The sequence below is a fragment of the Enterococcus sp. DIV1639a genome, from assembly GCF_050530445.1.
Taxonomy (GTDB): domain Bacteria; phylum Bacillota; class Bacilli; order Lactobacillales; family Enterococcaceae; genus Enterococcus_B; species Enterococcus_B hirae.
The window spans coordinates 1,345,642-1,367,544 of the sequence record NZ_CP172886.1 but is presented as its reverse complement, the minus strand read 5'-3'; the positions used below and the strand labels follow the sequence as shown (position 1 = coordinate 1,367,544).

The 21,903-nt window shown below is 39.5% G+C and carries 22 protein-coding genes; 2 read left to right on the top strand and 20 right to left on the bottom strand.

All coding sequences use genetic code 11. The features are described from left to right. Positions 1-21: 21 nt before the first annotated feature. The 18 genes from IGJ32_RS06180 to IGJ32_RS06095 form a co-directional block, all read right to left on the bottom strand. The gene (locus IGJ32_RS06180) at positions 22-663 is read right to left on the bottom strand and encodes a YfbR-like 5'-deoxynucleotidase (protein ID WP_010719207.1); all 642 of its coding nucleotides are present in this window, start codon (positions 661-663) and stop codon (positions 22-24) included. A gap of 591 nt (positions 664-1,254) precedes the next feature. Further along, a complete protein-coding gene (gene pyrE, locus IGJ32_RS06175) occupies positions 1,255-1,905 on the bottom strand; it encodes an orotate phosphoribosyltransferase (protein WP_164445105.1) in 651 nt (216 codons plus the stop codon). After that, positions 1,887-2,603: an orotidine-5'-phosphate decarboxylase gene (gene pyrF, locus IGJ32_RS06170; RefSeq protein ID WP_010719209.1), complete on the bottom strand. Its 717-nt coding sequence runs from the start codon at positions 2,601-2,603 to the stop codon at positions 1,887-1,889. Before pyrF ends, pyrE begins: the two co-directional genes overlap by 19 nt. Continuing rightward, positions 2,600-3,529 carry a dihydroorotate dehydrogenase gene (locus IGJ32_RS06165; protein WP_034697879.1) on the bottom strand — a complete coding sequence of 310 codons (930 nt, stop codon included), beginning with the start codon at positions 3,527-3,529 and terminating at the stop codon, positions 2,600-2,602. The genes pyrF and IGJ32_RS06165 overlap by 4 nt, the downstream gene beginning before the upstream one ends. Next, positions 3,526-4,302, bottom strand: a complete 777-nt coding sequence (locus tag IGJ32_RS06160; protein ID WP_240273994.1) for a dihydroorotate dehydrogenase electron transfer subunit — start codon at positions 4,300-4,302, stop codon at positions 3,526-3,528. Before IGJ32_RS06160 ends, IGJ32_RS06165 begins: the two co-directional genes overlap by 4 nt. Positions 4,303-4,480: 178 nt before the next feature. Beyond that, entirely contained in the window at positions 4,481-7,666 is a 3,186-nt protein-coding gene (carB, locus tag IGJ32_RS06155) for a carbamoyl-phosphate synthase large subunit (RefSeq protein WP_342081703.1), read from the bottom strand. Between the two features lie 2 nt (positions 7,667-7,668). After that, a complete protein-coding gene (locus IGJ32_RS06150; RefSeq protein WP_095454260.1) occupies positions 7,669-8,745 on the bottom strand; it encodes a carbamoyl phosphate synthase small subunit in 1,077 nt (358 codons plus the stop codon). Between the two features lie 5 nt (positions 8,746-8,750). Then, positions 8,751-10,031, bottom strand: coding sequence for a dihydroorotase (locus tag IGJ32_RS06145; RefSeq protein WP_342081702.1), 1,281 nt, complete (start codon positions 10,029-10,031; stop codon positions 8,751-8,753). Positions 10,032-10,049: 18 nt separating this feature from the next. Then, positions 10,050-10,976, bottom strand: a complete 927-nt coding sequence (locus IGJ32_RS06140) for an aspartate carbamoyltransferase catalytic subunit (RefSeq protein WP_010719215.1) — start codon at positions 10,974-10,976, stop codon at positions 10,050-10,052. A gap of 12 nt (positions 10,977-10,988) precedes the next feature. Further along, positions 10,989-12,272, bottom strand: a complete 1,284-nt coding sequence (locus IGJ32_RS06135; RefSeq protein ID WP_053766058.1) for a solute carrier family 23 protein — start codon at positions 12,270-12,272, stop codon at positions 10,989-10,991. Positions 12,273-12,285: 13 nt separating this feature from the next. Beyond that, complete coding sequence (gene pyrR, locus IGJ32_RS06130; protein WP_342081701.1) at positions 12,286-12,825, bottom strand: bifunctional pyr operon transcriptional regulator/uracil phosphoribosyltransferase PyrR; 540 nt, start codon at positions 12,823-12,825, stop codon at positions 12,286-12,288. 238 nt (positions 12,826-13,063) lie between these two features. Further along, on the bottom strand, positions 13,064-13,975 hold the full coding sequence (locus tag IGJ32_RS06125; RefSeq protein ID WP_010719218.1) for an RluA family pseudouridine synthase: 912 nt from the start codon (positions 13,973-13,975) through the stop codon (positions 13,064-13,066). After that, a complete protein-coding gene (gene lspA / locus IGJ32_RS06120) occupies positions 13,972-14,436 on the bottom strand; it encodes a signal peptidase II (protein ID WP_010737534.1) in 465 nt (154 codons plus the stop codon). The genes IGJ32_RS06125 and lspA overlap by 4 nt, the downstream gene beginning before the upstream one ends. Positions 14,437-14,440: 4 nt before the next feature. After that, complete coding sequence (locus IGJ32_RS06115; protein WP_010719220.1) at positions 14,441-15,139, bottom strand: CBS domain-containing protein; 699 nt, start codon at positions 15,137-15,139, stop codon at positions 14,441-14,443. Next, positions 15,126-15,512, bottom strand: a complete 387-nt coding sequence (locus tag IGJ32_RS06110; protein ID WP_207428065.1) for a hypothetical protein — start codon at positions 15,510-15,512, stop codon at positions 15,126-15,128. The genes IGJ32_RS06115 and IGJ32_RS06110 overlap by 14 nt, the downstream gene beginning before the upstream one ends. 357 nt (positions 15,513-15,869) lie before the next feature. Then, positions 15,870-16,103 carry a CPBP family intramembrane glutamic endopeptidase gene (locus IGJ32_RS06105; protein WP_229060502.1) on the bottom strand — a complete coding sequence of 78 codons (234 nt, stop codon included), beginning with the start codon at positions 16,101-16,103 and terminating at the stop codon, positions 15,870-15,872. Between the two features lie 362 nt (positions 16,104-16,465). After that, positions 16,466-16,918: an LMxysn_1693 family intestinal colonization protein gene (locus IGJ32_RS06100; RefSeq protein WP_373168830.1), complete on the bottom strand. Its 453-nt coding sequence runs from the start codon at positions 16,916-16,918 to the stop codon at positions 16,466-16,468. 329 nt (positions 16,919-17,247) lie between these two features. Then, positions 17,248-18,918 (bottom strand): formate--tetrahydrofolate ligase, encoded by a 1,671-nt coding sequence (locus IGJ32_RS06095; RefSeq protein ID WP_342081699.1) that lies wholly within the window; start codon positions 18,916-18,918, stop codon positions 17,248-17,250. Positions 18,919-19,100: 182 nt separating this feature from the next. Here IGJ32_RS06095 and IGJ32_RS06090 point away from each other — a divergent pair, with 182 nt between their 5' ends. Next, a complete protein-coding gene (locus IGJ32_RS06090; RefSeq protein ID WP_010719225.1) occupies positions 19,101-19,307 on the top strand; it encodes a cold-shock protein in 207 nt (68 codons plus the stop codon). Between the two features lie 851 nt (positions 19,308-20,158). On the opposite strand, the gene IGJ32_RS06085 is transcribed toward IGJ32_RS06090, so the two are convergent. Both IGJ32_RS06085 and IGJ32_RS06080 read right to left on the bottom strand, forming a co-directional pair. Beyond that, positions 20,159-20,389: a hypothetical protein gene (locus IGJ32_RS06085; protein WP_228011854.1), complete on the bottom strand. Its 231-nt coding sequence runs from the start codon at positions 20,387-20,389 to the stop codon at positions 20,159-20,161. A gap of 577 nt (positions 20,390-20,966) precedes the next feature. Next, a complete protein-coding gene (locus IGJ32_RS06080; RefSeq protein WP_034697854.1) occupies positions 20,967-21,389 on the bottom strand; it encodes an EbsA family protein in 423 nt (140 codons plus the stop codon). A gap of 77 nt (positions 21,390-21,466) precedes the next feature. On the opposite strand from IGJ32_RS06080, the gene IGJ32_RS06075 reads away from it, so the two are divergent. Further along, positions 21,467-21,868, top strand: coding sequence for a ribonuclease HI family protein (locus IGJ32_RS06075; protein ID WP_010719229.1), 402 nt, complete (start codon positions 21,467-21,469; stop codon positions 21,866-21,868). The last annotated feature ends 35 nt before the right edge of the window (positions 21,869-21,903 follow it).

Below are 21,903 nucleotides of genomic sequence, written 5' to 3'. Positions count from 1 at the left end.
CCTGCATCTTTGCAAAATTTTCTATTGTTGACTGTTTTTAACGATCGTGGAAACAGTCGCTAAAAAGTCTTCTTTCCCATAAAATTCTTGATTCAGTAATTCAGGGAAAATCTCGTTGAAGAAATACTTGACAGAAGGACGATGCTCAAACCCTTTGATCGTAGTTACCGCTTCAATAAACATCTCTTTATATACTTTTTCTGGATTGTTCTTGATGATCTCTTCAAATGATTCATACAATAGATCGACTTTATCAGAGATTGCTAATAACTCACCTTCCACTGTGTCATCTTTTCCTTCAAACAATCGCCGGCGGTAAACTTCTTGAAACTCTTCCGGAATCTCTTGGTTGATGAACTCATCCGTCATCTTTTCTTCAACTGTTTGTAACATTCCTCGTAACTCTTTATTTGCATACTTGACCGGTGTTTTGATATCCCCGATAAAACGTTCTGTGTAATCGTGATTTAACGCTTTTTCATAAAGTAATTTCCAATCGATCGCTTGACCATGAACCTCTTCAATGTCACCTAAGACTTGAGCAATCGAAGCCACTCGATAAGAATGAGCGGCTACCGTATGTTCAGTAAATTTAAAGAACCCTGGAGCACGTGTAATTTTTTCCAAATTATTCAAACCTAAAATAAATTCATTCAATCCCATAAAATAGCCTCCCTTTTACTTTTCCGATGATTTTATCATTAAATAACTATCTTTCGCAAATATCCCGTTTGTAAATCAACGAAAAATTAATTTTTTTGATGAGAATCATGCCATTCTTGCTATAAAAAAATAGAAACCAGAAAAACAACTCTAGTTTCCATCAAAATAATCATAAAATTCAAAACCAACTCTGTGCAAGCTCCTCGCCTTAAAAACGACAAGCGAAGCACAGCAACTATTAGTTCAGAAACATTCAAAACAACATAGCTCTAAAACTTGATGAGACAGGCAGATATTCGACTGAATGTTTTGGAAGCATTCAAAACAACATAGCTCTAAAACTCCCACGCATCATAGTAAGTGATTTTAAAAGTTTTGGAAGCATTCAAAACAACATAGCTCTAAAACCTCGCAGAAATTTTTTTCTTACGAAATTTCGTAATCGCGCTACTCGTCCATAGCAAAACTTTCGCCTTGGATGCTTCCTTTGTTTCATTCAGTTGTTTTGTTTGATTCTAGTATACCATGGATTTTGTTCAACGAAAGCCCTTTTTTGAGTCTTTTGTTTTTGTTCCATCTTCGTATCCTTCGTTACTGTTTTAACCAGTCCGCTGGATTCTTTTTCCATTCTTTTAACAAGGCTAATTCCGCTTCATCAATATATTTTTCGGCTAACGCTGTTTCGATCAAGACAGAATAATTCGTGAGAGTAAATAGTGGTAACTCTGCTTTGGCAAAATTTTCTTCACCTGCTGGTAGTTCATACGTAAAGATCGCTGCTACACCTAATACATTAGCGCCTTCTCTTTTGGCTGCTTCCGTTGCTTCTAAAACGCTTTGGCCTGTCGAAATCAAGTCTTCGATCACAACCATTTTTTGACCTTCAAAAATCCGTCCTTCGATTTGATTGCCTTTACCGTGATCTTTCGCTTTACTACGGATATAAACCATAGGCAAGTCCAAGATTTCTGCCACCCATGCCGCATGGGGGATTCCTGCTGTTGCTGTACCAGCAATGACTTCCACGTCAGGGAATGCTTGCTTGATTTTTTCTGCTAACCCTTGAGCAATTGCTTTTCTGACTTTTGGATAGCTCATCGTGATGCGGTTGTCACAATAAATCGGGCTTTTTAGTCCACTTGCCCACGTGAATGGTTCATTTGGGCTTAAGAAAACCGCTTCAATAGCTAACAAATCTTTGGCAATGTTCTTTTCAATCGTATTCAAATTGATCGACTCCATTCTTCTTTGATTGTTTGATAGGCTTGGTAGGGATCTTTCGCTTGAGTGATTGGTCGTCCAACCACGATAAACGTTGAACCAATTCCTCGAGCTTGGGCAGGCGTGACGATCCTCGTTTGATCACCTGCGACGCTTCCTTCTGGTCTGATACCCGGAGAAAGGCAAATGAAATCTTGGCGGGTAGCTGCTTTGATGCCACTCACTTCTAAGGCAGAAGAAACAACGCCATCTAGTCCGGCAGCTTCGGCACATTTCGCATAATGGATCACACTTTCTTCTAAGGGAACTTGGATCAATTGATCATGATGCATATCCGCTTCACTCGTTGAAGTAAGCTGAGTGATCGCTAACAACAATGGGCGTTTTTTGCCAGCAGGAGTTCCTTCTTCTAGCCCACGTAGTGCCGCTTGCATCATTTTGATTCCGCCAGCTGCATGGACACAAGTGATATCCACGCCTAGTTTTGCTAACCCACGCATGGCTTTTTCCACCGTGTTAGGGATATCATGAAGTTTCAAGTCTAAAAATACTTCATGTCCGGCATCTTTCAACCAACGAACAATAATCGGTCCTTCCTGATAAAATAATTCCATTCCGATTTTTACAAATAATTTTTCCTCTTCAGGGAATAGTTGCATAAATTGTTCCACTTCTTGCCACGTCGAAAAGTCTAAAGCAATAATTGGTCGTTGGTTCATTTCATTCGTTCCTCTCTTACTTCTTTGATTAGTTGTTGAAGGGATTCGATCCCTAATTCTGCCATTCGTACAGGTAGTTCTTCAATCAGTTTCGGACAAATGTACGGATCCGTAAAATTAGCTGTTCCTACTGCCACGGCACTGGCTCCTGCCATGAACATCTCTAAGACATCGTCAACGGTTTGGACACCACCCATACCAATGATCGGCAACTCGGAAACAGCGGCGACTTGATGGATCAAACGAATCGCCACTGGTTTGATCGCAGGACCAGAAAGACCACCTGTCTGATTAGCTAAAATAGGTTGACGTGTTTTCAGATCAATCCGCATACCAAGTAGTGTATTGATCATCGTAAAGCCATCTGCCCCACCGCTTTCGATTGCTTGTGCGATAGGTACGATATCCGTCACATTAGGGGAAAGTTTCACATAAACTGGTACACTTGCAACCTTTTTGACAGCTTGTGTCAATTGAAAGGCAACGTCTGGGTCTGTCCCAAAGGCAATGCCGCCATGTTTGACATTCGGGCAAGAAATATTCAACTCGATCGCTTTGACATTCGGCGCTTCACCAATTTTACGACAAACCTCGACATAGTCTTCTTCACAGGCACCAGCGACATTCGCAATGATAGGTAAATCTGGATAGACAGCTAATTCTGGTAACAGTTCATTCATGACAACTTCCAGACCGGGATTTTGCAATCCGATCGCATTCAACATACCGGAGGGTGTTTCCGCCACACGTGGGGTGGGATTACCAAACCTTGCATGCGGCGTTGTCGCCTTGACCATGATCGACCCCAATTGATTCAAATCGTAATATTTCCCATATTCTTTTCCAAATCCAAAGCATCCACTGGCTGGCATGATCGGATTTTTCAATTCCAAACCCGGGAGCTTAACTGCTAAGGGATTACTCATAAGACAACCTCTCCTACTTTAAAAATTGGCCCCTCGTCACAAACCTTGACACTTTTTGTTCCAGTTTCATCATCCGGTCGATGACAAACGCACGCATAACAAGCACCGATACCACAAGCCATTCGTGATTCTAATGATAATTGGACATTTGGATGATCCGCAAAAAGTTGTTCGACTGTTTTTAAGAGACCATTCGCACCACAAGCAAAGACAGCTTTTGGTTGCTTGTGAGTACTCATTAGCAGATTTCCGACGTTTCCATGGATCCCATAGGTACCATCATCCGTCGCTACTCTGGTTTCACCTAATTCATGAAACTTTGCTTCATGGTACATGACTTCTTTTGATGCAAATCCTAAAAAATTGGTGACTTTTACGTCCCGCATATTCAGTTGTTTGGCTAATTCATATAAAGGTGGGATACCAATTCCTCCCCCTACGATGAACACTTCATCTCCTGCGGACAACCCAGATAGATCAAAGCCATTGCCTAATGGCCCTAAAACGTCTAAAGAATCGCCAGCTTTCAACGTAGAAAATTCTTTCGTTCCTTCACCTTCGATTCGATAGATGATCTGGCAAGTGTAGTTTTGTTGATCAATCGAATGGATACTGATGGGGCGGCGTAAAAGCAAATCTGCTCTAGGTACTCGAATATGCAAAAACTGCCCAGGTATTGACATTTCTTTGACCAATTCTCCTTTTAAAGTCAATTCATAAATACGTGGTGCTAGTTGTGTTTGTTGAATGATTGTCATGACTTCTTGCTTCATATCTGCTCTCCTCTTTGGGATTTTTTCATTGCCAAACATCTCGACAAAAGTGATCCTTTCAGCCAATGTCAGTAACAAGGCGAACGAAAATGATCACTTTTATCTCTGTTTAGGTGCCTACAAGCTATTTTAACTATTACTTAATCATTATAGGAACTGTCACTTTAGAACATGCTGATCAAATCGCTTGTGTCGAAAAAGCTCGAGACTCCATTACCCGAATGATCGCATCCGCTGTATCTAATGAAGTAAATAAAGGAATACCATGTTCAACTGCTTCTCGGCGAATGATAAATCCGTCTTTCGAGGCATTTCCTCGATCTTTATCGATGGTATTAACAACAACCTGTGCTTTTCCTTCTCGAATCAACTCAACAACATTTTTCTCCGTTGCTTTTTCAGAGATTTTAGCAACAGGCGTGACGATCAGCCCATTTTTTTCAAAATAAGCTGCCGTATGCTTGGTAGCTAATAGGCTGTAACCAATTTCTGAAAAACGTTTAGCTAGCGCTAACGCTTCTTCTTTAGTTTCATCAGCGATCGTGAACAAGACGGCACCATAATCTGGCAGGCGTAGACCTGATGCTTCAAACGCTTTGTATAATGCTTTATCTAAGTTTTGATCAGAGCCCATGACTTCTCCAGTAGATTTCATTTCAGGACCTAAGTAGGTATCCACTTGTTGCAATTTAGTAAACGAGAATACAGGAGCTTTCACATGGACAGCGTTTGATTCTGGATATAAGCCATTCGTAAAGCCTAAGTCACTTAACTTTTCACCTAAGATCGCTTTTGTGGCGATTTGAGCCATCGGTATTCCTGTAACTTTACTTAAAAACGGAACCGTTCGACTTGCACGAGGATTGACTTCGATCACGTAAACTTGATTGTCGTGGATCACGAATTGGATATTCATCATACCGATGCAGTTTAATCCACGAGCTAAGCGAATCGTATAGTCTTCAATGGTTTGTTTGATCTCTGCTGAGAGTGCTTGTGGCGGATAAACAGCCATGGAATCCCCCGAATGGACCCCTGCACGTTCAATGTGTTCCATGATTCCAGGGATTAGAACTGTTTCCCCATCACAAATGGCATCTACTTCACATTCACTTCCAAGCAAATAACGGTCAATCAAAACAGGATGTTCTGGGGAAGCTTTCACTGCATGTTCCATATAATCTTCCAAATCTTGTTGATTTTCAACGATTTCCATTGCTCGACCGCCCAAGACATAACTTGGTCTGACAAGAACAGGATAACCGATTTTTGAAGCGATCCCTACTGCTTCTTCTTTACTAGTTGCAGTATCACCTAGTGGCTGAGGTACTTCCAGGCTTCTTAACGCTTGTTCAAATAAATCCCGGTTTTCAGCACGATCTAGATCTTCAATTGTAGTACCTAAAATTTTGACGCCCGCTTGAACTAACGGCTCCGCTAAATTGATAGCTGTCTGACCACCAAACTGGACGATTACCCCAATCGGTTGTTCAAGTTCAATGACATTCATCACATCTTCAAAAGTCAATGGTTCAAAGTACAGTTTATCAGAGATCGAGAAATCGGTTGAAACTGTTTCTGGATTGCTATTCATGATAATGGCTTCATAACCTGCTTGTTGGATCGCTTTAACTGAATGGACCGTTGCATAGTCAAACTCGACCCCTTGACCGATTCGAATGGGTCCAGATCCTAAGACAAGAACAGAATCTTTTTCGGATCGTTCACTTTCATTTTCAACTTCGTATGAGCTGTAAAAATAAGGCGTCTGTGAAGCAAATTCAGCCGCACACGTATCGACCATTTTGTATACGGGTTTGATGTCGGATTTTTCACGGAGCTCTCTGATCTGCTTTGCTTCAGTTTTCCACAGTTCAGCAATCTTTTGATCCGTAAACCCGTTTTGTTTCACAGTACGTAGGACGTTTTCATCCTGCGGGTGTTCCAACAGTTCAGTTTCTAGTTCAACGATATGGAGCAACTTGTCTAAAAAGAACAAATCGATCTTTGTCAACTCCGCCAATTCTTCAATTGGATAGCCGCGGCGAATCGCCTCTGCGACATAGAATAAGCGATCATCTTGGGCACGGACGACTTTTTCGATCAATTCACTATCATCGATCATGTTGAGTTCTGGTAGTTCCAAATGGTGTGTCCCGATCTCTAAAGAGCGGACAGCTTTTAATAGGGATTCTTCAATGTTACGACCAATCGCCATTACTTCGCCAGTTGCTTTCATTTGAGTTCCTAAAACTCGTTCCCCATTCTCAAATTTATCGAATGGCCAACGAGGAATCTTAGCAACGACGTAGTCCAAAGCTGGTTCAAATTCTGCATAAGTCGTTCCAGTTACCGGATTCTTCATTTCATCTAGTGTTAAACCTAAAGCAATCTTAGCCGCCAATTTTGCAATCGGGTAACCAGTTGCTTTACTTGCTAAAGCAGAAGAGCGTGAAACACGTGGGTTAACTTCGATCACATAATAATTGAAGCTATTTGGATCAAGTGCAAGTTGGACATTGCAGCCGCCTTCGATTTTCAATGCACGAATAATCGCTAATGATGCATCACGCAACAGCTGGTATTCATGATCTGAAAGGGTCTGACTTGGGGCGAAGACGATCGAATCGCCTGTGTGGATACCCACTGGGTCAAAATTTTCCATGTTACAAACAACAATGGCATTATCAGCCGAGTCACGCATAACTTCGTATTCAATTTCTTTGAATCCTGCAATACTGCGTTCGATCAAACATTGGGTCACTGGAGAAAGGCTCAGACCATTTTCTGCGATCACTCGAAGTTCTTCTTCATTTTTACACATTCCACCACCCGTTCCACCTAATGTGAAAGCGGGACGAACGATGATTGGATAGCCAATTTTATTAGCAAATTCGACTGCTTCTTCAACAGTTGTGACGATTTCAGATTCGGGGATTGGTTGATTCAGTTCTTCCATCAACTTTTTAAATAAATCACGATCCTCTGCTTGATCGATAGCAGATAATTTTGTCCCTAACAGCTCAATGCCTAGTTCATCTAAAATACCAGATTCTGCTAGTTCCATTGCCATGTTCAAGCCTGTTTGTCCGCCTAATGTCGGTAACAAAGCATCAGGACGTTCTTTTCGCAAGATCCTTGAAACAAATTCTAGTGTGATCGGTTCGATATACACTTGATCGGCAATTTCTTGATCAGTCATGATCGTTGCGGGATTGGAATTTACTAAAACGACCTCATATCCTTCTTCTTTCAAAGCAAGGCAAGCTTGGGTTCCGGCATAGTCAAATTCCGCCGCTTGACCAATGATGATCGGACCTGATCCAATCACCATAATTTTTTTGATATCTGTACGTTTTGGCATGTTTATTTCTCCTCTCCTGCATCCATCATTTCCATAAATTCATCAAATAAATGAAGCGCATCATGTGGACCGGGAGCTGCATCAGGATGGAATTGGACGCTAAACGCTGGATAATGGCGATGTCTAATTCCTTCCACAGTCCCATCATTTACTTCTACATGGGTGATCAGCAACTGATCTGGATCCACTGTTTTTTCATCCACAGCATAGCCGTGATTTTGAGAAGTAAAATCGATCCTTCCAGTCGCGATTTCTCGGACAGGATGATTCAAGCCACGATGACCAAATTTCATTTTATAGGTATCCGCACCATTAGCTAAGGCAAACAATTGATGCCCTAAACAGATCCCGAAAATTGGTATTTTCCCTTGGATTTCTCGAATCATTTCAATAGCTTCTGGTACGTCTTTTGGATCTCCTGGTCCATTCGTCAGCATGACGCCATCCGGTGCTAAGGAGAGAATTGTTTTTGCATCCGTATTATAGGGTAATACGGTTAAATTGCAGTTTCTTTTACTTAGTTCACGCAAAATACTATGTTTCAAACCAAAATCAATGACAGCCACATTTTTTCCAGTTCCAGGACTTGGATATGGTTTACTTGTTGAGACTTGTTGCACTTGGTTTGTAGCTAAAACGGTCGCTTTCAATTGGTCATAAGCATGTTCAAAGGAATCACCAGCATCCACGATACTCGCTTTCATCGTTCCAACTTGACGGATTTTTCGTGTCAAGGCACGAGTATCGATCCCTGAAATGCCAGGGATGCCTTTTCGTTTCAAAAACTCGTCCAATGTCATTTGACTCCGCCAATTAGAAGCCACTCTCGCATGTTCTTTGACGACTACGCCCTTGCAAGTTGGTGCGATGGATTCATAATCATCACGGTTGACACCGTAATTTCCCACCATCGGATACGTAAAGGTAATGATTTGCCCATTGAAACTTTGGTCTGTGATCGTTTCTTGATAGCCTGTCATGCTGGTAGTAAACACGATCTCGCCAAACACATTATTATTCGCTCCAAATGCTTTTCCTTTAAAAACTGTCCCATCTTCTAAAATCAATAATCGTTCCATTTGCTTCACTCCCCTTTGTGCCACGCCAATTTTCCATCAACGAATGTTCCTAATGTTTCGCCCTTGACGTTCCATCCAACAAAAGGTGTGTTTTCGCCTTTTGATAAGAAATCTTTCTTATCGATTGTACTTGAGTGTTCAATATCGAAAACAGCTACGTCAGCAGGTGCCCCAACTGTCAATGTCCCAGCCTCTAACTGGAAGATTTCCGCTGGCTTGGTAGCCATCCAGTTGATCACTTGTTCGAGTGTGAAACGATTGGTTTCAACAAAGTGCGTATAAATCAGTTGGAAAGCTGTCTCACTTCCTACGATCCCAAATGGCGCTTCTAAGAAACTTTTGCTTTTTTCTTCTAATCCGTGCGGCGCATGGTCAGTCGCAATACAATCAATCGTTCCATCAAGAAGTCCTTCGATTAATGCTTCTCGATCTTCTTTGCCTCTTAATGGTGGGTTCATTTTCCAAAAGCCGAAGTCTTCGGGGATATCTTCATCAATCAAGATCAAATGATGGGGAGAAACCTCTGCTGTAACGTGGATACCCGCTTTTTTGGCATCACGAATGACCCGCACGCTTTCCTTGGTAGAAACGTGACAGACGTGATAGTGCACACCTGTTGCTTCAGCTAAAAGGAGATCCCGTGCGATTTGTGAGGATTCAGTTACACTTAAAATACCTGGCAAACCTAGTTCTTTTGCTTTATCACCAGCATGCATCACTCCACCGAATAGTAATGATTCATCTTCCGTATGTGCTACCAGTGCTTTGTTATTTTTTGCTGCTTCTTTCATGGCTTGATACATCGTTCCTGCGGTCTGAACACCCACGCCATCATTCGTAAATGCAAATGCTCCTGCTTTAATCATCGCTTCTTGATCCACTAAGACTTCACTTCGAAGATTTTCAGTGATCGGTGCATATTGCAAGACTTTGACCACTGCATCTCGTTTGATCAAGTAATAGACCTGTTCTAATTTTTCCGGGGTATCAGGTACAGGGTTCAGATTAGGCATGGCACAAACAGTTGTAAAGCCGCCTCTTGCCGCTGCTTTAGTACCAGCTGCAATCGTCTCCTTGTATGTAAATCCTGGCTCTCTTAAATGGACATGGACGTCCACTAAACCAGGTGTGATCAGTTGTCCTTTGGCATCAAACACTTCATCAAATTCAGCCTCGGAAAATCCTTCGCCGATTGCTTTGATTTTTCCGTTTTCGATCCAAATTTCTGCAGGTGTTGTTTCATTCTTTCGTGTATTGATTTGACCGTTTTTAATGAGTGTTTTCATCTTTTCTTCCTCCTAGCTTTACGCTTTTCCGTTTAGTACTGCTTCTAAGATCGCCATTCTAACAAAGACGCCATTGCTCATTTGCTGTACGATTCGTGATTGTAGTCCTTCCACAAGGGAGTCAGCTAATTCGACATCACGATTGACTGGCGCTGGGTGCATGATGATCGCATGCTTTTGTAATTTCTTCGCACGTTCGACTGTTAATCCATACTCTTGGTGATAGGCTTCTTTTGAAAAACTTTCTTTCCCATCATGACGTTCATGTTGTACGCGAAGCATCATCATGACATCCACTTGTTCTAATAATTCATCTAATGGCAGATAGTGCCCATAGACTTCAAATTCTTCATCGTACCATTCACGTGGACCTGAAAAGAAGACTTGTGCTCCTAATCGTTTCAGCATTTGCATGTTTGATTTTGCTACTCGTGAGTGTGTGATATCCCCGACGATCGCTACTTTCAATCCCTCAAAGTAACCAAATTCTTCGTAGATCGTCATCAAATCAAGTAAGCATTGTGTTGGATGTTGGCCACTTCCGTCACCACCATTGATAATCGAGCATTGGATCGTTTTACTTTGGATCAATTCATCATAGTAATTTTCATCTCCATGGCGGATTACTGCAACATCCACACCGAGCGCAGACATCGTCAAGACCGTATCATAAAGGGTTTCCCCTTTTTGTACAGAACTCGTACTCGCTTCAAATTCAATCACTTCTAAGCCTAGTTTCTTTTCGGCTACATCAAAGCTCTTATGCGTACGAGTACTATTTTCAAAAAACAGATTCGTCGCAAAGTATTGCGGTTTTTGTGGTGTCCAGTTTGCTCCTTGTTTAAACTCTTGACCTCGACGGATCAAGCCCATGACTTCTTGATCCGTTAAAGCTTCCACTGTCAATAAATGTTTTAAACTAATGCGTTCTGATTTGATGATCATGATAGTTCCTCCTTAGTTTTCTTCGCTACGTGAAGTTTCGGGTAAGATAAGATTCAGAATGATACCAAGTACAGTTGCTAAAGCCATTGCTGATAACGTGAAGGTGCCTACTTCAAAAACCAAGCCTCCGATTCCGACCACTAAGATCACTGAAGCAATCAACAGATTTTTCTTTTTATCAAAATCGATTTTATTTTCGATCAAAATCTTCATTCCACTCGCTGCGATCACTCCGAACAAGATAAAGCTGATTCCGGAAATTACGGGTCCGGGGATACTTAAGATCAAAGCGCTTAATTTGCCCACAAATCCTAAAATCACAGCGAAGACTGCTGCACCACCGATGACGAATACGCTGTGTACACGAGTGATTGCTAACACACCGATATTTTCCCCATAACTTGTAACTGGAGGACCACCGACGAAAGCTGCAACGATCTGCGCTAAGCCATCTCCCATCAATGTTTTGTGTAAACCTGGCTCTTCAAAGAAATTACGTTTGGTTAATTTATTCAAGACCATCAAATGTCCAATGTGTTCCGTCATCGTAACGAAAGCGATAGGTGCCATCGTCGTAATTGCCCCTAAGTAAAGCTTCGGTTCATATTGAACAAATGGAATCTCGAAGTTTGGCAAAGCGAACCAAGCAGCATCAGCGATCGGCTTTGTATCGACGATTCCGAAGAGTAAAGCAACGAGGTAGCCGCAAATGATCCCTAACAAAATTGGAATAAGTCCTAAAAATCCTTTTAGCCACATGTTGAAGAAAATCGTCAATGCTAAAGTGATCAGTGCCACGGCTATATATTTAAAATCATAGTTGCCTTGGTTATACATTGCGTTCGTTGCAGCATTCGCTGCTAACCCTAAGCCGATGACCATGATCACGGGACCAACGACAATCGGTGGTAAAATTTTGTCCAACCAAGCTGAACCGATCTTTTTGATGATCCATGCGACGATCAAGTAAACCAGACCAGTCGTTACGGCTCCTTGGGCGATCGCTGGGTATCCGTCAGTCTTCATCAGCATTTGCATAGCTGCGATAAAGGCAAAGCTACTACCCAAGTAGGCTGGAATCTTTCCTTTAGTAGTAAAAAGATAAACTAATGTTCCTAATCCTGAGCTGACTAAGGCAATCCCTGGATCGATCCCCACTAAAATCGGCACAAGTACAGTAGCACCAAACATCGTAAAGAGATGTTGTAAACTTAAGCCGATCCAATGTCCTGTTTTTGGGCGATCGTGGATATCTAAAACCGCATCGTGATTATGGAATTTTTTCTGTTCTGACATATCAATTGCTCCTCTATTCTTCCTCTTTCAAAATCATGATTCGATCTTTGCCGTCAAGTTCTTGCATTTCGACTAAGATTTCTTCTGTTTTTGCTGTGGGAATGTTTTTCCCAACATAGTCTGCTCGAATCGGTAACTCTCGATGTCCCCTGTCTACTAAGACAGCCAGAGAAATTTTTCTAGGACGACCATAGTCCATTACTGCGTCCATCGCTGCTCGAATCGTTCGTCCAGTGTAAAGGACGTCATCGATCAAAATCACTTCTTTTCCTTCTAGTGAAACGGGAATATCTGAAGAATGAAGTTCTGCTTCAGCTGGTGTTTCTTTTTTATCATCACGATACAATGTGATATCCAGCTCTCCGACCGGAACTTCGATGCCTTCAAGTTGCTTCAAACGATCGGCAACTCTTGATGCGATGTAAATCCCTCTTGTTTTTATCCCAATTAAGACAACATCTTGAATCGTCTGATTTCTTTCAATGATTTCATACGTGATACGTGTCAATGCCCGCTTCATGGTTAATTGATCCACAACTTCTTTTGCTTGCATGTTTGTTTCCTCCTTTTTTATACACAAAAAAACTCCTGCCCTAAGAGGACAGGAGGAATGTCTAGACTGAGTGTACATTTAGATACACTGATAGTTATACTACGTCATTGAGTAATCGATGTTATGGCGCACCATAGCTCTCTTACCCACACCCTTCTTAGCCTCACGGGACTAAACTTAAAGGAACTGATATGAAGTTTTTATGCTTTCGTTGTTAAATACTATACCGTTATCTAAATCAAAATGCAACACTTTTCCTTAGTTTTTCTAAAGTTTTTTCAAAGATTGTAGGAAGCGGTGCTTCAAAGACCATTTCCTGACCTGTGATTGGATGGGTAAAGCCTAAGAGCTTCGCATGAAGAAATTGTCCATTTCCTTTCAATGTCTTACTTGGTCCGTAAACTGGGTCTCCAGCTAAAGGATAGCCTATATATTTCATATGCACACGGATCTGATGGGTCCTACCTGTTTCTAACGTCAACTCCACCAACGTAAAATCATTGAATCGTTCCAAGACATTAAAATGGGTCACGGCTGGTTTGCCATCTTCTCTGACTGCCTGCATTTTACGGTTCACTTTTGATCGACCGATCGGTGCGTTGATCGTTCCTTTTTCATGAGGAATCACTCCATGGACTAACGCTACGTATTTACGTAAAGAAGTTTTATCTTTTAATTGCTTGGCCAAAGATTCATGTGCTAAATCATTTTTCGCTACCATCAACAAACCTGAAGTATCTTTATCGATTCGATGGACGATCCCTGGACGGATCACACCATTGATCGACGAAAGGTCTTTTACATGATACATTAAAGCATTGACCATCGTACCATTCGGATGACCTGCTGAAGGATGGACGACCATGCCTTGTGGTTTGTTGACAACAGCAACCGCTTCGTCTTCATAAACGATTTCTAATGGAATGTCTTCTGCTTCAATTGAAAGGGTCTCTGGTTCTGGCACAGCGATCACGATTTCATCATTTTTCTTCACTTTATAATTTGCTTTCACCACTTGTCCGTTGACCGAAACGGCACCATCTTTGAGCCAAAGCTGGATTTGTGAACGACTATAATCGTTGAATAAACCTGTGAGTACTTTATCGATTCGTCCTGTTTCTGTTTGAATCGTTGCGTTTAATTCTGTCATTTTTTCCCTTGTTCCTTTTCATCTAAAATAATATATATCAAAATAAGAATCACACCACAAACAAGTGTCATATCAGCTACATTGAAGATCGGAAAATTCATAAAATCTGTTTGGAACATATCGACGACATATCCCAGTCTTACACGATCAATAAAATTCCCAATAGCTCCTGCTAAAATAAAACTTAACCCTGTCAGCAACCATCGATTGCCCTGTTTGCGATTCTTGACCATCAATGTCACGACAACAATGACAGCAATCACTGTGATTATGACGAAAAACCACATCTTCCCTTCAAGCATACTCCAAGCTGCCCCAGTATTGCGTATATGATTCAACGATAAGACGCCTGGAATCAATGTCTTCGTTTCGCCTAAAGATAAATCATTGACGATCCACCATTTGACCCACTGATCAAGAGCCACTAATAATCCACTGATCATAAAATAAATTGCTAACAAAAAATCATTCCTTTTCTATTTGTTGATAAATATCTCTAGGTCTAATGATCCCCAGTAAGTTGCCGTCAGGATGACCATCTTTGGTAATCAGGACTGCTTCTAGAGTTCCTTGTTCCCGAAACATTGTTTCCACTTCATAAACATAAGTATGTTCAGCTACAAAACGATAATTCGTATATTTGCCATCACTAAAAATCAAATCAGCCGCTTTTTTATCTGTTAAATCAATGGTCCCTTTTTGACTTTCCTTTGCTAGCCAAAAACCAATGACCCGCAATGTCACAAGCGCTACGAATTTCCCTTTATTATACAAAGGAAACTGTGAGTATCGTTTTTTGGCAACCGTTCCTAACAAATCAAGTAAAGGAAGATCTCGTTCAAAACCTGTGACATGTTTCGCAAAGCGAGGTAAAACCTTTGCTGGACGAATCAAGTCTTCTTCAATCTGCTGGATCTTATTGACTGCCCAATCATTGGGTTCAGCAATCACAAAATCCACAGCAATCCGATCGTGAACAATGGCATTTCGCAACTGCGCCAGCTGAAGCAAATCTTCTTCATATTGACGAATCACTGCTTTTTTGCGTTGGGCAAGTCGCCGAACTAACTCAGTAAATCCCATATTGCGGGCGTTACCCATTTCATCTCTCATCCATTTTTCGATCCGATTAAAACTACTTAAAAAAATATCAGAGTTTGCCATCTTTCTCCTCCTTGATTACATAGGCTTGGTTTTTGATGAAAAAAAAGAAGCCAATCATTACAAGTACCACGAACATACTATAAATTAGATTGTGTAACCACAATGCGCTTAATCCACTTCCTAAAAATAAAAAGGGATAAATCTGTAACAATAAGAGATTCATTGTAATGACGTATCCTTTGGACGGATGCGTTATTGTATACACTGGACTTTTTAACCAATAAAACGAAACTTGCATTGTAAAAGGTGCTTCTAACTTAAGTAAAACCGATTGATTATGATTCAATAGTCCTTTTTTCTTTCCATTGATTCGCAGTTGGATCGGACTACCCATGCCATAAAAACCTGTTCGTCTTGTCACTCGTACGTCCATAACGCCCCTCCTCCTGATGCTTTCTTAGTATACCGTAAAACACCCGAACAAGAAAGTAGATGTCTCAAAGTGTTTGAGTTCCCTATATTTAACTAATTTATAGACATTTTTTGCTCAAATGCAGCGAGTACAGCAAAAGTAGCCAACCAGCAAAACTATTAGAAATCTTTTGTAACATCGTTTTCACTCCTTATATATCCATTAAAAATGTTCGATCGAAAATAAAAGGATGACACAACTATCCGTAATGAATAATTGTGTCATCCTTTTTTACTGTTTAGAAGTATTTTTTTCAACCTCACTTTTTGTAAATCTCCACTTGCTTTAACTACTTTATCGTTCATTGCTTTGCAACAACTAAGTAAAGAATAAAAAAAGAAATATACCCACACCATTATAAAAAACATGGGTCAATATGGCGTACCACACATTAGAAGTTTTTATATAAACGAATCCAAATAGAACGCCGCAGAAAAAAAGGTTGAAATTTCCTCCGTGTACGATTGAAAACAAGAATGAAGAGATTATGAGGAGAGAAGCCTTTGTTTTCCTGTCAGAATGTAAGCTGATTAGACTAAATCTAAAAATCATTTCTTCTAAAAATACACCGTACGTTGTAGCACTTATTATATATTTTTTCAATTCACTATTAGCTAAAGAATTTAGGGGTAAGCTATTTGTATCAGGCAAAGCAGTATTAATGACAATAATACTAACGATACAAAAGACTGCAATAAATATGAGTTTCAGCCATTGTATTTCTACTAATGATTGATAGAGAAGCTGGTGGAACAACACCAAAAACATAAAACTTAGGATCAACGGAAACCAAGAAATCCAATCAAATATGAAATCATATTTGATTGGGATCCCTATATTTGGGATCATAAAATAAATAATAAAGTAACTCAAGCAAAGAATGAATTTCCAATGTTTCTTAGTATTCCTATGTATCATATTGCTACATAATCAATATATTGTGTATTTGCTGTAGCAGTTTGAGTACGAATATATTTATTGTCTACTTTACGATAAACTCGGTAAGTGACCGTTATTCTTGAATTTTGACGATACTTCTTGAATTTTCCGTTTACTGAGTATTCGTTCCCGATTTTAATATTCATTCCGAAGATCGTTGCACCAATTGATAATGTGGTTTTTCTATTGTAGGTTTCTGTACCCGAATATGTACGATTTCCTTTAGAAATACGCCAACTTTGAGGTTGTGACCAAGTTTTTGTCTGAATCGATGGTTCGTCTAATACATAGTACTCATCATCACTACAAATTGCTATGCCAGAACTATTCGTTTCATCGGCTAATACTGGAACACACGGAGTTACAGCAGTTCCTAAAATCAAAAGTGACGTAGACACCAAAATTGTTCTAAATAAATACTTTTTCAAAAATTTGCACTCCTATTTTAGTATTAAAAAAACGTTTTCTTCGCAATGATTATAAATCATTTTATTTTAGACATATGATTGCTATCATAAAAAGCTGTTTTGAACTCAAAATCGACCGTGAAACCGCCATTATTTACTTGTTGACTAACACAATATGTATAAAAACAAGTCAGCCCTTGTATGAACATATACAAGAGCTGACTTTATACTTTTTTTTGATCGAAAGGGAGCCTTTACCTAATTTTAGGTATTTACTCGTTTTTTGTGTATTCTCACTAAACATTTTTGATAGATGGCTTTTTTATGAAGCACCCTATCCTCTTTCTTTTTTAGAATAATCCCAGTACTTCCCCATCACTGGTAACATCCATATTCAATGCAGCTGGTTTTTTGGGAAGTCCCGGCATAGTCATGACATCTCCTGTTAGCGCAACGATAAACCCAGCCCCTAATTTGGGAACGAACTCTCTGATGGTAATCGTAAATCCTTCAGGAGCGCCTAAAAGTGTCGGATCGTCAGAAAATGAATATTGGGTTTTCGCCATACAAATTGGCAGTTTATCCCAACCATTAAGGACAAACTCATCGATTTGTTTTTTTGCTTTTTTACTAAAGCTGACACCTGTTCCACCATAAATCTCTTGGACGATCGTTGCCACTTTTTCTTCAATAGTCGCTGTCGGTTGATACAGGGGCTGATAATCTGCTTGCTGACTATCAATCGCACGAACGACCGCTTTGGCAAGTTCAATTCCACCGTCTGCGCCATACTCCCAAACACTTGCTCGTTTTACGATCACCCCTTGATTTTCGCAAAGACGTTCTAACAAAGTAAATTCAGCTTCCGTATCTGTCACGAACTCGTTGATCGCAACAATTACGGGGATATGGTATTTTTCCATATTGTGGATATGACGTTTTAAATTACTGAATCCTTTTTCCAATGCTGCTAAATTTTCCGTTTTCAACTCTTCTTTAGTTGCACCGCCATGCATTTTCAAGGCACGAACTGTTGCTACGATCACGATCGTATCAGGCGCCTTTTTCAAATTTGGAACTTTGATATCTAGGAATTTTTCTCCACCTAGATCTGCACCAAATCCAGCTTCAGTCACCACATACTCCCCTAATTTAAGAGCTGTTTGGGTAGCTAAAACACTATTACACCCGTGAGCGATATTGGCAAAAGGACCGCCATGGACAAATGCTGGCGTGCCATAAATCGTTTGTACTAAGTTTGGTTTGATCGCTTCTTTTAATAGCAGTGCCAATGCGCCTTCTGCTTTGAGATCACCAGCTGTCACTGGCTTTTGATCAAAGGTATAACCGACAACAATTCGAGCTAAACGAGCTTTTAAATCATCGATGTCTGTTGCTAAGCATAAAATCGCCATGATTTCACTTGCTACGGTGATGTCAAAGCCATCTTCTCTCGGCACACCTTGAATCGGACCGCCCAAGCCAACAATCACTTTTCGCAGTTCGCGATCATTCAAATCGACGACACGTTTCCAGATCACACGACGTGAATCGATTCTCAGTTCATTCCCTTGATGGATATGATTGTCCAAAAGTGCAGACAATGCATTATTAGCAGACGTAATCGCATGCATATCGCCAGTAAAGTGTAAATTGATATCTTCCATTGGTAATACTTGTGCATAGCCTCCGCCGGCAGCACCACCCTTGATTCCCATGACTGGACCAAGGGAAGGTTCTCTTAACGCAATCACTGCTTTTTTACCAATTTGATTCAATGCGTCCCCAAGACCTACCGTGATGGTCGATTTACCTTCTCCAGCTGGTGTAGGATTGATGGATGTAACTAAAATCAAGTGACCATCTGGTTTTTTCTTTAATTTCTTGATGGTGGAAAAATCGATTTTCGCTTTATATTTTCCGTAAAGCTCCAGGTCATCTTGTTGGATATCCAATTTTTCCGCAATTTCAATAATCGGTTTTAACTCTGTTTCTTGTGATATTTGTAGATCGCTCTTCATCAAATTACCCCTTTACACGAACTTTATACCCAAAACAAAAGAATTTGTTCAGTTATATCTATTATACCTTTTTTTATTTTAAAACAAAATAGGCAAGATTGCTTTTTTAATTTAATTGACGTATATATAAATACTCTTTATAATGTTAGTTATGATCAGACTTTAGAAAGGTCGTGAGAGCTTTGACCACAGGAACTGTGAAATGGTTTGACAACAAAAAAGGATATGGATTTATTAGTTATGATGAAACAGAAGAAATATTCGTCCATTTTACTGCAATTGAAGAAGAAGGTTTCAAAACCCTTGAAGAAAATCAATCTGTAGAATTTGAAATAATCGAAGGAAACCGTGGGGCACAAGCCGCTCATGTCAAAAAAATGATCTTATAAGAAAGTTTCAACAATAGTAACTTCTCTTCAAAACAGAAGAGATTGCATCAAAAATATTCAATTTAAAGAAAGACCGATACTCCGCAAAATGTTCTTTGCAAAGTATCGGCTTTTTTATAATTTTATAATTGCTTGAACGATAGAAAATCAACTTATGCTGCGTCTCTTCCATACAGTACAACGTTCACTAATATTACAAAATCTCACTTTTCAATAAAAAGATACATATTTCTGTTTGTTTTCTAATCCTATCGAAAGAAGGTTATCTCGAATTTATCAGATGATTTGAAAAAGACTGCTCGACTGTATTGAAAACTTGATTTCTAGCGTTTGCTTTAATATTTTTTACAAATTTCTTTTCTTTTTTCTTCGCTATTATTTCTTATCGTTGTATCTATGCATCCTTCTCACTTATTTCCAAGTGAATGATGTCTTTCGCATCAGTTTATTTTCTTTTCAACATTAATTGCCATTTTAAAAGAATCTTTCTAAATCGAGACAACGGATTTAAAGAATCGACAATCCGAGCAAGGGCTTGATTGTTATATAGCCTTGGTTGATAATCTTTTTTGATTGCTTTTATACCATTTTTTTACCGAGCTTTTCTAATAACTAGTTTCAACGATCACTTTCACTATTTATGATTCGTTCATTTATGTATCTTCTTGAACTGGTTCCTGAAGTTATTTCCTGCGAATCAAACCCAGCCATGATATTTTTTAAGTCCTGAAGGTTATAACCCTGTGTTTTGCTGTTTTCTTTTAAAAATTGCCTACCATTTATCACTCCTAATTACTCAAAACACTGAATCCAACGATTGACATCAAAACTATGTGAACCCATAGAAAGATTCATCTCGTTGAGGTGATAGATGTCTGTTGACTCCTGGAGTAGCCCTTTTGCTGATTCGCTAAATTTCTTGAAATTTGCGCATTTTTCCAACTCGCTTGATTTGTTGCACGGACAGATAGCGAACGTATTTCTTGTTTATTATTCGAACTACCTTGTTTCACTCTTGATGTCTGTGCTTTTTTCATCTGTGTTCTTTTGCCATTTTCCTTTCTTTTATTTAGCTTTTCCAAGTGCATTCTCCGTAGTTTTGTACCTTTCGTTTTCCATATTCCTTTTATCTTCCTACCGTTCCTCCGCCATAGTCTCACTATCTTCCTACCGTTTCTCCGCCATAGTCTCGATAGCTTCGCACCTCTTCTCTTGAGAATGCCTGTTTTCTTCCAAATTCGGTAGAGATCTTCAAACATTTTTTTTATTTCCACGTCCGTTTTTCTCCTTATACTTTTTCTGTAAGTTTTATTATAAATTAGAAAAAATGTTATCTTACTTCTTTTTTTCCTTTAAAAAATATTTAGTGCAAATTTTTTATAATATCCTTTATGTTATTAAGTTATATATCCCTTGGTTGAATGGTCAGGTGTCCATTACTTTATCGAAAGTTACTGGTCGAACATCATATCATCCATTATTCTAAGGTCAAGTTCATACAAACGTCAGCAAGACACAATCAAGCCGAAGAATCTCACCCTGATCATAAAATGATCTTCGGATTCTTCGGCTTGTTTTCTCAGAGGTTATATATAGTTATGTTTTTCTCGCAGCTATTTTATATCTGCTGAATCAATTGGTTTAAACAAGTAAAATCAATCAGCTAGTTGTATTTACTTGGTTGTTAGTGCTTTGTTGCTCTTTACCTTCAGAATAGTAGGACAAAAAAGCTGTCTGACTTTTTTTGCGCATCAGATAGAAGGTTGGCTCAGCCTTCCCTACATATTTAATCTTTACACCTCTTTTAACCGGTGTTACAGAGTCAATATCTTGTAGCGGGATATTTTGGTCCTTCCAAAAAGCAGCATATTTAATTTTGATTGCATGGTTTTTCAAAATAAATGACCGACGATACCCAAGAAAAAGAAAAATTAAAAATAGCCCCATCACTAAGTTACTTTTCCAATAGGGTCTAGTGTTTTCAAGTGATAAAATCAAACTAAAAAATAAAATGATCAAAGATAAAGACCAATAGATGATCGTCTGCGCCCATTCCGGCTGCCAGCGAATTATTTTTTTCATTCTTTAACCTCGCATCTATTTGTAATGGTATAATTATAGCATAACACTATTTTTATAAAAAGGAGAGCTTCCTTATTATGATCAAAGTATACATTGATGCTTCCACAAAAGGCAATCCAGGACCTAGTGGTGGAGGCATTTTAATTATCCATGAAAATAAACAAGAACAGCTTACCGTCCCACTTTCGGATGGCTCCAATCATCAAGCTGAATTCGAAGTCTTTTTAAAAACTTTAGAAATTTTAAAGGAAAAAGGCTGGGTCAATGAAACAATTCTATGTTATTCCGATAGCAAAGTACTTGTTTCTACAATCGACAAAAACCACACGAACAACGAAAGTTTCTCTTCCCTTCTATATGAGATCCAACAATTACTCGCTCAGTTCCATTTACTCATCTTACAATGGATTCCCGAGAGTAAGAATAAAGGGGCGGATAATCTGGCACGCCAAGCGCTTCAAAAACAATTAAATCCATAAAAAAAAAGACTTTTTAGCTACTTACTAAAAAGTCT